The organism is Gammaproteobacteria bacterium, from assembly GCA_016712635.1.
GTDB lineage: Bacteria > Pseudomonadota > Gammaproteobacteria > SZUA-140 > SZUA-140 > JADJWH01.
In genome coordinates this window covers 169166-181158 of sequence record JADJQS010000006.1, presented here as the reverse complement: position 1 = coordinate 181158, position 11993 = coordinate 169166, and the positions used below count along the sequence as shown (strand labels likewise).

The following is an 11993-nucleotide window of genomic DNA, read 5'->3' as shown; positions in this document are numbered from 1 at the left end:
GTATGCATACCACAATTCTATCGACCTTGAACAGAATATCTTCAGTGAATCAACGCCCTGATACTGCTAGGATGGCACCCTGACAGCTCCCGTTCAGACCCGAGCCCGATACCCGACCCCCTGACATGGATACGCTCCTGCTTTGCTTCCTGATCGTTCCGGCCTATCTCGCGGTCGCCGCGCTGCTGGTCCTGCGCCTCGCCGGCAAGACGGTACCCGTCGGCCTGACCAAGCAGAGGATCCTGCTGCTCGCCCTCGCGGCGGTGCTGCTGCATGCCGTCCTGCTCTACCACCAGCTTCTCACGCCTGAGGGCATCAATTTCGGCTTTTTCAATTCCCTGTCGCTGCTCACCTGGCTGATCGCCCTGCTGCTGGCGCTCACCTCCTTCGATCGTCCGGTGGAAAACCTCGGCATCGCCGTCTTCCCGCTCGCCGCGGTCGCCGTCATCCTCGAGGCGGCATTTCCGAGCAACCATATCCTGAGCCCGCAGCGCGACATCCTCGATATTCATATCATCATCTCGATCACTGCCTACAGCATCCTGTCGCTCGCGGCCGTGCAGGCGGTCCTGATCGCCATCCAGGACAAGCACCTGCACGAGAAGCACCCGGGCGGTTTCATCCGCGCGCTGCCGCCGCTGCAGACGATGGAAACGCTGCTGTTCCAGATGATCGGGATCGGCTTCGCCATGCAGAGCCTGTCCCTGGTCTCGGGCTTCGTCTATCTGGACGACATGTTCGCCCAGCATCTCGCGCACAAGACCTTCTTCTCCATCCTGGCATGGCTGGTTTTCGCCATCCTGCTGTGGGGGAGATGGAAGTTCGGCTGGCGCGGCAAGACCGCCATCCGCTGGACCCTGGGCGGATTCGTGTCGCTGCTGTTCGCCTACCTGGGAAGCAAGCTGGTGCTCGAACTGCTGCTCGGGCAGCACTGACGATGACTCGCGATGGCAAGCCGCGCGTCGGTGTCCTGACGCCATGACTGACATCTCCATCGGCGGCCTGACCGCCGTCCTCGTCCTGCTGATCGTCCTCTCCGCATGCTTTTCCGCCGCCGAGACCGCGATGATGCGCCTCAACCAGTACCGGCTGCGCCATCTCGTCCACGCCAAGCACCGCGGCGCAGTCTACGCCAGCAAGCTGCTCCAGCGCCCCGACCGCCTGATCGGCTTCATCCTGATCGGCAACAACTTCGTCAACATCCTGGCCTCATCGATCGCGACCATCATCGCCCTGCGCACCTTCGGCGAGGCGGGCATCGCGATTGCGGCCGGCCTGCTGACCTTCGTGCTGCTGATCTTCGGCGAGGTCACACCGAAGACCCTGGCCGCGCTGCACCCGGAGCGCATCGCATTCCCGGCCGCCTACATCATCACGCCGCTGCTGATCCTGTTCTCTCCCTTCGTCTGGGTCATCAACGCCATCAGCAACTCCCTGCTCAAGATCATCGGTGTCACACCGGAGGATGCCCTCACGCATCAGCTCAGCGCGGAAGAACTGCGCACCGTGGTCAACGAGGCCGGCGCCGTGATCCCGCGCAAGCACCAGCATATGCTGCTGAACATCCTCGACCTGGAAAAGGCGCGCATCGAGGACATCATGATCCCGCGCAGCGAGATCGTCGGCATCGACCTCGACCGCAGCGAAGAGGAGATCGTAGCCCTGCTGTCCTCCTCGCGCCATACGCGCCTCCCCGTCTACCACGAGGACGTCAACGAGATCACCGGCATCCTGCACGTGCGCAGCGCGCTGCCGCTGCTCACCCGGGGGCAATTCAGCAAGGATGCGCTGATGCGCATCGCCGAGGAGCCCTATTTCATCCCGGAGGGTACGCCGCTCAACACGCAGCTGCTGAACTTCCAGCGCCAGAAGCGCCGCATCGGGCTGGTGGTGGACGAGTACGGCGACATCGAAGGACTGGTCACACTGGAAGACATCCTGGAGGAGATCGTCGGCGAGTTCACCACCGACGTTTCGGCCACCGTCAAGTTCGTCCATCCCCAGGCGGACGGGAGCTACCTGGTCGACGGCAGCGCGCACATCCGCACCCTCAACCGCATGATGAACTGGAAGATGCCGACGGCCGGGCCGAAGACCCTGAACGGCCTCATCATCGAACACCTGGAATCTATCCCGACGGCGGGCACCAGCCTGCGCATTGACGGCTATACCATCGAGATCATGTACATCACTGACAACGCGGTCAAAACCGCGCGCATCGTACCGCGGAGCACGACACCGGCCGACCGGATGCCTCAATAACGGTAACCCAGCACCACGCCGAGGGTATCAGCGTCGCTGCGCGGCTGCCAGACCTGGCTCGAGCCGATCTGCTCATCCTCCGATTTACCCAGCCGGTAACCGCTGTAATAGAATTTCACATAAGAGCCGGAGGCCCCCGGCGGGCCCAGCGCGACCTGGTAGGACAGGAAGGCGGATGCAATCTCGCCCGGCGAGAGGTGGATCGTCTGCCCCTGGATCCGCACCTGTTCTCCGATAGAACGCGGTTGCCGGAAGCCCATCTGCAGATAACCGCCGGGAGAGGCGTCGCGCAGCAGGATGCCGATGCCGTAACGCAGATAATCGACGTCGTACTCCTCGGTGAATCCGGATACCGATTGCCCGATGGAATTGACGCCGCCATTGATCTCCCGGCGCCAGTTGTCCAGGCCCACACCACCGAAGAGGTCTATAGTGACGCCCGCGACGAGATCGGGAATGCGGTACCCCCCGTTGACCTCGCCGGACCAGCCGGAATAATCGGACGCCGTCCCGACGAAACGGCCGTTATTGTCCTGCCCGTCGTAGTCGACATCGCCCAGATGGCCGCCCAGGCGTATCTCGAAGATCGGCCCGCCGTCGGCATGGAGGAAGTTTCCGAGCGCGGCGCCCAGCACGAAGCGCGGCCCCTGTTCCGTCAGCAGGCGCCGGCCTTCGTCGTCGGCCTCGCGCCAGCGGAAGCTTTCAGCACCGGCCTCGATGGCGACGCGCGCATGCGAGTCGCTTGCGGGACCGGGCAGTGCGCCATGCGATGTGCCTCCGTGGACAGCAACCATCAGCCCGCCGGCCACGGAACACAACCGCCTCAGCCCACTCATGCCGCCTTCCCCCGCACGATTCTTGTTATGAATTCTTGTCCGATCCCGGCGCCCCGCTCCGGGTGCGATCCCGGCAGGGTACCACCGCCGGTGGCGGAAAGACAGATCCGCGCGGCCCGGCTGCCGGCGCGGATGCGAATGCCGCGCTTACCTGAGGCCGAGCACGTCCTGCATGTCGAACAGCCCCGCATCGCGCTGCATCACCCAGCCGGCCGCCCGCAGCGCGCCGCTCGCGAAGGTGTATCGGCTGGTCGCCGTATGCATGATCTCGACGCGCTCCCCGACTCCCGCGAACATCACGCGGTGCTCGCCGACGATATCGCCGGCGCGGATCGTCTCGAAGCCGATGGTGGCGCGGTCACGAACTCCGGTATGCCCCTCGCGTCCGTAGACGGCGCAGCGCGCCAGATCGCGCCCCAGCGCCGCCGCGACCACCTCGCCCATGCGCAGCGCCGTGCCGGAGGGGGCGTCGACCTTGTTCCGGTGGTGCGCCTCGATGATCTCGATGTCGGCCTCGTCGCCCAGTACGCGCGCGGCGATATCGAGCAGCTTGAAGCAGAGGTTCACGCCGATGCTCATGTTGGGCGCGAGCACGACCGCGATGTCGGACGCGCCCTGCTCGATCTCGCGGCGCTGGCCGGGGGTGAACCCGGTCGTGCCGATCACCATGCGGCGGCCGGCGCTGCGGCAGACCGCGGCATTGGCCACCGAGACCTCGGGCAGGGTGAAGTCGATCAGCACGTCGAAGTCGCGCGCAACCGCCGCGAGGTCCGCGCCCACGGTCACCCCGATCGGCCCGATGCCCGCCAGCTCACCGGCGTCGCGGCCGAGCGCCGGGCTGCCGGGCCGGTCGACGGCCGCTGCAAGCCGCACGCCGGCATGACCGTGGCTGGCCTCGATGAGTGTGCGGCCCATGCGCCCGGAGGCGCCGGTGACGGCTATCCTGATCATGCCAACCTCCCCGGACACGGCGCCCCGACGCAGCGGTGCGCGATCGATTACAGTTTGAGATCCTCGAAGAACTTCTTCACCCCGTCAAGCCAGCTGCGCGCGCGGGGACTATGGCTCTCGTTCTTTTCCTGGAGCGCGCGCTCGAAGTCCCGCAACTGATCCTTCTGCTGCTCGCTCAGGTTCACCGGCGTCTCCACCACCACACGGCACATGAGGTCGCCGACCGCGCCGCCCTGCACGGAGCGTACACCTTTGCCGCGCAGGCGGAACAGCTTGCCCGTCTGGGTCTCCGCCGGCACTTTCAACGTGACGCGTCCGTCGAGGGTCGGCACATCGAGATCGCCGCCGAGGGCTGCGGTGACGAAGCTGATCGGCATCTCGCAATGCAGGTCCGTACCTTCGCGGACGAAGATGGGATGGGTCTTGACGCGGATCAGCACGTAGAGGTCGCCCGCCGGCCCCCCGTGCTCCCCGGCCTCGCCTTCACCCGCCAGCCGGATGCGATCGTCGGTGTCGACGCCCGCCGGGATCTTCACCGACAGGGTCTTGGTCTCCTTGACGCGGCCGTGGCCATGACAGTCGGTGCAGGGCTCGCTGATGATCTTGCCCAGGCCGCGGCAGCGGGGGCAGGTCTGCTGGATGGAGAAGAAGCCCTGCTGCATGCGCACCTGGCCCTGGCCGCCGCAGGTCGTGCAGGTGACCGGGCTGGTCCCCTTCTTGGCCCCGCTGCCCTCGCAGGTCTTGCACGCCACATGGGTCGGGACACGGACCTTGACCGTGGTGCCGCGCACCGCGTCCTCGAGGCTCAGCTCGAGATCATAGCGCAGGTCGGAGCCGCGCTGAACCGAGCCGCGCCCGGCGCGCGCGCCGAAGATGTCGCCGAACACGTCGTCGAAGATGTCGCTGAAATTCGCGCTGCGGTAACCGCCGTGCGCCCCGGCGCCCGCGGCGGCATCGACCCCGGCGTGGCCGAACTGGTCGTAGGCGGCGCGCTTGCGCGCGTCGGACAGGACGTCGTAGGCCTCCTTGGCCTCCTTGAATTTCTCCTCCGAATCCTTGTCGTCAGGATTGCGGTCGGGGTGATGCTTCATCGCAAGGCGACGGTAGGCCTTCTTGAGTTCGGCCTCGCTGGCATTGCGCGCCACGCCGAGCAATTCGTAATAATCCTGCTTCGCCATTATTCTTCTGCTGATTCCACTGCCGCTTCATTCCGGCCGACGCCGCGCGCCGCCGGACTGCCAATACGCAAAAGCGCGGGACGACCTGCCCCGCGCTTCGCTGTCCGCCGCCACGTGCGCGGATCGTCGGGTATCATAGACCAGGCGCGCCGCGAACGCGATGCATCCGGGGCGCCGGTCCGTCAGGACTTACTTGCGCCGGTCCTCCTTGACCTCCTCGAATTCAGCGTCGACGACATTGTCCTTCGCGTCGCCCGCGCCGCCGCCGGCGGCGGATGACGCCTGTCCGGCGTCTGCGCCCTGCTGGGCCTGGGCGTAGGCACGCTCCGCGATCTTCGCCGAGGCCTGCGTCAGGGCATCGGTTTTGGCCTCGATCGCGGCCTTGTCGTCGCCCTTCATCACCGCCTGCAGTTCGTCCACAGCCTTCTCGACCGTGGATTTCTCCTCTGCGGAGACCTTGTCGCCAAGATCGGCCAGCGTCTTCTTGACCGCATGAACCATGTTGTCGGCCTTGTTGCGCGCATCCACCAGTTCGTGGAAGCGGCGGTCCTCGTCCGCATGCGCCTCGGCATCGGTGACCATGCGTTTGATCTCGTCTTCCGACAGGCCGCTCGAGGCCTTGATCACGATCGACTGCTGCTTGCCGGTCGCCTTGTCCTTGGCCGAGACGTTGAGGATGCCGTTGGCGTCGATGTCGAATGCGACCTCGATCTGCGGCATGCCGCGCGGCGCAAGCGGGATGTCGCTCAGGTCGAAGCGGCCGAGCGACTTGTTCGCCACCGCCACCTCGCGCTCGCCCTGCAGCACGTGCACCGTCACCGCGGTCTGGTTGTCATCCGCGGTCGAAAACACCTGCGAGGCCTTGGTCGGGATCGTGGTGTTCTTCTCGATCAGCTTGGTCATGACGCCGCCCATGGTTTCGATGCCGAGGCTCAACGGCGTCACGTCGAGCAGCAGCACGTCCTTGACCTCGCCGCCGAGCACGCCAGCCTGGATCGCGGCACCGACCGCCACGGCCTCGTCCGGATTCACGTCGCGGCGCGGTTCCCTGCCGAAGAAATCCTTGACCACTTCCTGCACCTTCGGCATGCGCGTCTGGCCGCCGACCAGGATCACGTCGTCGATGTCGGAGGCCTTCAGCCCGGCGTCCTTCAGCGCGGTCTTGCACGGCTCCATGGTGCGGGTGATCAGCTCCTCGACCAGGGATTCGAGCTTGGCGCGCGTCACCTTGATATTGAGATGCTTCGGACCGGCGGCGTCCGCCGTGATATAGGGCAGGTTGACGTCGGTCTGCTGGCTGCTGGACAGCTCGATCTTGGCCTTTTCGGCCGCTTCCTTCAGGCGCTGCATGGCAAGCGGGTCGCCGCGCAGGTTGATGCCCTGGTCCTTCTTGAATTCGTCGGCCAGATAATCGATCAGGCGCATGTCGAAGTCTTCGCCGCCGAGGAAGGTATCGCCGTTGGTGGACAGCACCTCGAACTGGTGCTCGCCCTCGACGTCCGCGATCTCGATGATGGAGATGTCGAAGGTGCCGCCGCCGAGGTCATACACGGCGATCTTCGCCTCGCCGCGGTTCTTGTCGAGGCCGAAGGCCAGCGCGGCCGCGGTCGGCTCATTGATGATGCGCTTGACCTCGAGCCCGGCGATGCGCCCGGCGTCCTTGGTGGCCTGGCGCTGGGAATCGTTGAAATAGGCCGGGACGGTGATCACCGCCTCGGTGACCTCTTCGCCGAGATACTCCTCGGCGGTCTTTTTCATCTTCATCAGGATGCGCGCGGAGACCTCCTGCGGCGCCATCTTCTTGCCGTTCACCTCGACCCAGGCGTCGCCGTTGTCGGCCTTGACGATCTTGTACGGCACCAGGCTGATGTCGCGCTGCACGACGTCTTCATTGAAACGGCGTCCGATCAGGCGCTTGATGGCGTAGAGCGTGTTCTTGGGATTGGTGACCGACTGGCGCTTGGCTGCCTGGCCCACCAGTACCTCGCCGTCGTCGGAGAACGCAACGATGGAGGGCGTGGTGCGGGTGCCTTCGGAGTTCTCGATCACCCGGGGCTTGCCGCCTTCGATCACGGCGACACAGGAGTTGGTCGTGCCCAGGTCAATTCCAATAATCTTGCTCATCGCGGGAATTCTCCATTTTCTGTTGATATGGCGGTGTCACCGCCGCTAAACACCTCAAGTTGTGAGGTATATTGGGGCAGGCGATACGCTTTCAAGCCAGTTCGTCGATTTTCTTCTCCGCCGGACCCTCCGGCTTGCCGGTGCCGCCGGCCGCGGAAACCACCACCATGGCGGGGCGCATCAGCCGGTCGTTGAGCAGGTACCCCTTCTGGTAGACCGCCAGTACAGTATTGGGCTCCGCGCCGGACGCCGGCTGCACCGCCATCGCCTGATGCTGGGCGGGATTGAACTTCTCGCCCGCCGGATTGAGCGCGCGCACGCCGAACTTCTCCAGGCTCGCGGACAGGATCTTGAGGGTCAGCTCCATCCCCTCGCGCAGCTTGACCGGGTCCACGCCCTCACCGGCGGCAGACGCGTTTAGACCCATTTCAAGTCCGTCGATGACCGGCAGCATTTCGGCGGCGAACTTCTCCAGGCCGTACTTGTGTGCATTTTCCAGCTCGCGCTCCGCCCGGCGCTGCTGGTTGGCCATCTCGGCCCGGAGCCTGAGCAGCTGGTTCCAGTAATCATCCGCCTTGGCCCGCGCGTCCTGCAGGCTCAACAGCAGATCCTCGCCCTCGCTGCGCTTCTCCGTCCCGGACCCCTCACCGGCGCCGCCCACAGGCAGATCCTGTGCATCCGTTTCCATGGCCGGATCCTTGTCTGTCGCCATCACACCTCCCAAACCTGGTTCATCAAGATATGGCAAACCGCCGGAGTCCCGCGGCTGGCCGCGCCGTCTCCGGGGGCGCGGTCCGCCGCGCCGGCGTCATTGTGGCTGAATCTGGTGGCCTAGTGGTACTGATTCAAGGCCGCGGTGAGCAGTTTCGCCGTCGCCTGCACCAGCGGTATCACCCGCTTGTAGGACATGCGCGTTGGCCCGATCACGCCGAGCACGCCGACCACCTTGCCGTCCGCCGCGTAGGTCGAGGTCACCACGCTGCAGTCATCGAGCTCGTTGCAGCCGGATTCCTTGCCGATGAACACGCGCACACCCTGGGTGTACAGGCACTGGTCGAGCAGGTGCAGGATCTTGCGTTTCTCGCTGAAGGCTTCGAACAGCACACGCAGGCGGTCAAGGTCCGACAATTCGTCGAATTCCATCAGGTTGGTCTGGCCGGAGACGATTACATCCTCCCGGTTACCGCTCTGCTCAAACACCTGTTCGGCAAGGAGGATCGCGGTATTCATGGAGCGATCCATGCGCGCGCGCGTGTCGCGCAGCTCATTCATCAGCTGCAGGCGGATATCGGCGAGGTCCCTGCCGGCGAACGCCGTATTCATGTAATTGGTCGCCCGTTCGAGCTCGGCGGCGGTAAAGACGCGGCCGGTATGGATGACCACGTTGTGCGCCTCATGTTCGTTGAGCATGAGTATCGCCAGCACGCGCTGCTCAGACAGGGCGACGAATTCGATATGACGCAGGATCAGGCGCTCGCGTCGCGGCACCATCACCAGACCCGCCATGCTGGTCATGCCGGACAGGAGGCCGGAGACCGAGATGGCGAGTCCCTGCAGGGTTGCGCCCTGTTCAAAGAGGGATTTCAGGCGCTGGATCTCGCGGCTGTCGCCCGGCTCGAGCGCCAGCAGGGAATCGACGAACATGCGGTAACCCTTGTCGGTCGGAATACGCCCGGCCGAGGTATGGGGCGAAGCGACCAGGCCGAACGACTCGAGTTCCGCCATCGCGTTGCGGATCGTGGCCGGACTGAGGTCGAGCCCGGATTCCTGGGACAGCGTACGCGACCCGACCGGCTGGCCATCGCGGATATAAATCTCGATCAACACCTTGAGCAGGTGGCGGGTACGTTCATTAAGTTCCCTGATCATCGCGTCTCACCTAAATACCATTTTGTTATCATCAGCTTAACCAGGAGGTCGGGGCGCCGTTGCAAGGGTCACGGGGAAAGTAGCAACTCAGTCCCACCGTGTCAAGAAAGCCGGCTTGGTGATCGGCAGGCCGCGTGATACCTTTCCTGCATCCTTGATATTGTGGATACGACGCAGTGACTTTCAAGAGCATCGGCATCATAGGAAAATTCAGCGATTCCAGCGTCGCCGGTGCTATCCGCGCCCTGGGCGCGCACCTCGCGGCCAAGCAGGTCGCGGTGCTGCTGGACGCCGACACCGCCGCGCTGTTCCCGGACATCCGGCTGGAAACCGGCAGCCGAGACGAGATCGGGCGCCGCTGCGACCTCGCGGTGATCGTCGGCGGGGACGGTACCCTGCTCAACGCCGCCCGCTCACTCGCGCCGCACGACGTGCCGCTGGTCGGCATCAATCTCGGCCACCTGGGCTTTCTCACCGACATCTCGCCCGGGCAGATGCTCGAATGCATGGACCAGATCCTGCGCGGCGACTACCGCATGGAGGAACGGTTCCTGCTCGGCTGTACCGTCACCCGCGCAGGGGCCGAGGTCAGCGCCGGCAGCGCATTCAACGAAGTGGTGGTGCACAAGCGGAACGTCGCCCGCATGATCGAGCTGGAGACCTACATCAATGGACGCTATCTCAACAAGCTGCGCTCAGACGGCGTGATCGTCTCCACCCCGACCGGCTCCACCGCATACGCGCTGTCCGCCGGCGGCCCCATTCTCGATCCCACGCTGGACGCCATCGTCATCGTCCCGGTCTGTCCCCACACCATGAGCCACCGCCCGATCGTCGTCGACGGCGGCAGCGAGATCGAGGTGATCGTCGGCAACGGCAATCGCGACCACGCCCAGGTCACCTGCGACGGCCAGGTCGCCTTCGACCTCACCGCCGGCGACCGATTGTGCATCCGCAAGCAGGCGTCGGTGCGGCTGGTGCACCTGCCCCTGCACGACCATTACGAGTTGTTGCGCGCGAAACTGAATTGGGCGGAAAATCCGAAAAACCGCTGACCCATGCCTGCGGCTGACGTGACGGCCATGCTCATCCACCTGCACATTCGCAACTACGCCCTGGTCGACGAACTCGAGCTCGAGTTCGCCCCCGGCTTTACTGTGCTGACCGGCGAGACGGGCGCCGGCAAGTCGATCCTGATCGAGGCCCTCGGCCTCGCCTTCGGCAACCGCGCCGACAGCGGCGTCATCCGCCACGGCGCGGAGCGGACGGACGTTACCGCCACGCTGACGCTGTCGGACAACGCGGGGGCGCGCGCCTGGCTGGCTGAGCAGGAACTCGCCAGCGGCGATGACTGCGTGCTGCGGCGCACGGTCGCCGCGGACGGCCGCTCGAAGGCCTGGATCAACGGCAGCATCGTACCGGCGCAGACCCTGCGCGAACTGAGCGACCTGCTGGTCGACGTGCACGGGCAGCACGAGCACCACTCACTGCTAAAGCGGGATCACCAGCTCGCCCTGCTCGACGGCTACACCGCGCAGCCCGCACTGCTCTCCGCCGTGGAGCAGGAGTACCGCGCATGGCGCGGACTGACCCGCGAGCGGGAGGAACTCGCTGCGCCCGGCGCGGGAGGCGAGGAACGGCTCGACTTCCTCCGGTTCCAGCTCGATGAACTCGACGGCTTGAATATCACGCCCGAGGAGCTGCAGCGGCTCGACGCGGAGCACCGGCGCCTGGCCAACGCCGGCCTGCTGATCGAGACCTGCCAGGCCGGACTCGATGGCCTCGACGGAGACGAAGACTCCCTGCGTACCCGGCTGACCCGTGTCCTGGGCGACCTGCGCCAGCAGCGCGAGACCGACGCGCGCCTGCGGCCGGTGATCGAACTGCTCGACGGCGCCGCGATCCAGCTGGAGGAGGCGGCCGGCGAACTGCGCGCCTACGTCGACCGGCTCGAACTCGATCCTCGGCGCCTGGAGGAGATCGAACAGCGCCTGGCCGCCATCCACGCCGCCGCGCGCAAGCATCGCCTGCCCGCCAGTGAGCTGCCTGAACTGCGCCGGCGCCTGAACGAACAACTGGAGCGCCTGACCGGCGCCCAGCAGCGGCTCGACGGCCTGGACCGGGAGATCGCGGCCGCGGAAGGACGTTATCGCGCCGCCGCCGGCAAGCTGGGCGCGGCGCGCGCCAAGGCCGCCCGCACGCTGGAGAAGAAGGTCGTGCAGGAGATGCGCCGCCTCGGCATGCCGGATGGCGCGTTCGCCATCGAACTGCAGCCGCGCGCGGACGAAACACCCTCCCCGTCCGGACTTGAACGCGCCGAATTCCTCGTCAGCACCAACCCGCACCAGCCGCCGCGCCCGCTGGCGAAGGTCGCCTCGGGCGGCGAGATGTCCCGCATCGGCCTCGCCATCCAGGTGATCACCGCGCAACAGGTGGACGTGCCCACCGTCATCTTCGACGAGGTCGACGTCGGCATCGGCGGGCGCGTCGCCGAGATCGTCGGCCAGGGGCTCCGCCGCCTGGGCGAGCATCGCCAGGTGCTGTGCATCACGCACCTGCCGCAGGTCGCCGCGCTCGGCCATCACCACCTGCAGGTGAGCAAGCACAGCTCCGGCAAGCAGACCCTGTCACAGATCCGGGCCCTGACGCCGGAAGAGCGGCGCGAGGAGATCGCGCGCATGCTGGGCGGTGTCGAGATCAGCGCGCAGACGCGCGCGCACGCCGAAGAGATGATCAAACGATCGGAGGAATATGCCTGAACGCGCCGGCGGCG

10 protein-coding genes are annotated in these 11993 nt (G+C 65.7%); 4 read left to right on the top strand and 6 right to left on the bottom strand.

Translation table 11 applies throughout. The features are described from left to right. Positions 1–125 precede the first annotated feature (125 nt). Positions 126–935 carry a cytochrome c biogenesis protein CcsA gene (gene ccsA, locus IPK65_07740; protein ID MBK8163024.1) on the top strand — a complete coding sequence of 270 codons (810 nt, stop codon included), beginning with the start codon at positions 126–128 and terminating at the stop codon, positions 933–935. 43 nt (positions 936–978) lie between these two features. Then, positions 979–2262, top strand: a complete 1284-nt coding sequence (locus tag IPK65_07735) for an HlyC/CorC family transporter (GenBank protein MBK8163023.1) — start codon at positions 979–981, stop codon at positions 2260–2262. On the opposite strand, the gene IPK65_07730 is transcribed toward IPK65_07735, so the two are convergent. The 6 genes from IPK65_07730 to hrcA all read right to left on the bottom strand — a co-directional run bounded on the left by IPK65_07730 (position 2256) and on the right by hrcA (position 9220). Continuing rightward, on the bottom strand, positions 2256–3098 hold the full coding sequence (locus IPK65_07730; protein MBK8163022.1) for a hypothetical protein: 843 nt from the start codon (positions 3096–3098) through the stop codon (positions 2256–2258). The genes IPK65_07735 and IPK65_07730 overlap by 7 nt on opposite strands. Positions 3099–3245: 147 nt before the next feature. Next, on the bottom strand, positions 3246–4049 hold the full coding sequence (gene dapB, locus IPK65_07725; GenBank protein ID MBK8163021.1) for a 4-hydroxy-tetrahydrodipicolinate reductase: 804 nt from the start codon (positions 4047–4049) through the stop codon (positions 3246–3248). 47 nt (positions 4050–4096) lie between these two features. Then, positions 4097–5227 (bottom strand): molecular chaperone DnaJ, encoded by a 1131-nt coding sequence (dnaJ, locus tag IPK65_07720; protein ID MBK8163020.1) that lies wholly within the window; start codon positions 5225–5227, stop codon positions 4097–4099. A gap of 189 nt (positions 5228–5416) precedes the next feature. Further along, positions 5417–7351: a molecular chaperone DnaK gene (dnaK, locus tag IPK65_07715; GenBank protein ID MBK8163019.1), complete on the bottom strand. Its 1935-nt coding sequence runs from the start codon at positions 7349–7351 to the stop codon at positions 5417–5419. 91 nt (positions 7352–7442) lie between these two features. Next, on the bottom strand, positions 7443–8063 hold the full coding sequence (gene grpE, locus IPK65_07710; GenBank protein ID MBK8163018.1) for a nucleotide exchange factor GrpE: 621 nt from the start codon (positions 8061–8063) through the stop codon (positions 7443–7445). A 119-nt stretch (positions 8064–8182) separates the two neighbouring features. After that, the gene (gene hrcA, locus IPK65_07705) at positions 8183–9220 is read right to left on the bottom strand and encodes a heat-inducible transcription repressor HrcA (GenBank protein ID MBK8163017.1); all 1038 of its coding nucleotides are present in this window, start codon (positions 9218–9220) and stop codon (positions 8183–8185) included. A 176-nt stretch (positions 9221–9396) separates the two neighbouring features. Between hrcA and IPK65_07700 the strand changes: the two genes are divergently transcribed. Beyond that, entirely contained in the window at positions 9397–10275 is an 879-nt protein-coding gene (locus IPK65_07700; GenBank protein ID MBK8163016.1) for an NAD(+) kinase, read from the top strand. Between the two features lie 27 nt (positions 10276–10302). Next, positions 10303–11979 (top strand): DNA repair protein RecN, encoded by a 1677-nt coding sequence (recN, locus tag IPK65_07695; protein ID MBK8163015.1) that lies wholly within the window; start codon positions 10303–10305, stop codon positions 11977–11979. Positions 11980–11993: the final 14 nt, after the last annotated feature.

What these genes read in the sequence shown, in the direction of transcription:
- grpE (MBK8163018.1), bottom strand. Translation starts at nt 8,063, where the DNA reads ATGGCGACAGACAAGGATCCGGCCATGGAAACGGATGCACAGGATCTG.
- dnaK (MBK8163019.1), bottom strand. Translation starts at nt 7,351, where the DNA reads ATGAGCAAGATTATTGGAATTGACCTGGGCACGACCAACTCCTGTGTC.
- IPK65_07735 (MBK8163023.1), top strand. Translation starts at nt 979, where the DNA reads ATGACTGACATCTCCATCGGCGGCCTGACCGCCGTCCTCGTCCTGCTG.
- recN (MBK8163015.1), top strand. Translation starts at nt 10,303, where the DNA reads ATGCTCATCCACCTGCACATTCGCAACTACGCCCTGGTCGACGAACTC.
- dapB (MBK8163021.1), bottom strand. Translation starts at nt 4,049, where the DNA reads ATGATCAGGATAGCCGTCACCGGCGCCTCCGGGCGCATGGGCCGCACA.
- hrcA (MBK8163017.1), bottom strand. Translation starts at nt 9,220, where the DNA reads ATGATCAGGGAACTTAATGAACGTACCCGCCACCTGCTCAAGGTGTTG.
- dnaJ (MBK8163020.1), bottom strand. Translation starts at nt 5,227, where the DNA reads ATGGCGAAGCAGGATTATTACGAATTGCTCGGCGTGGCGCGCAATGCC.
- ccsA (MBK8163024.1), top strand. Translation starts at nt 126, where the DNA reads ATGGATACGCTCCTGCTTTGCTTCCTGATCGTTCCGGCCTATCTCGCG.
- IPK65_07730 (MBK8163022.1), bottom strand. Translation starts at nt 3,098, where the DNA reads ATGAGTGGGCTGAGGCGGTTGTGTTCCGTGGCCGGCGGGCTGATGGTT.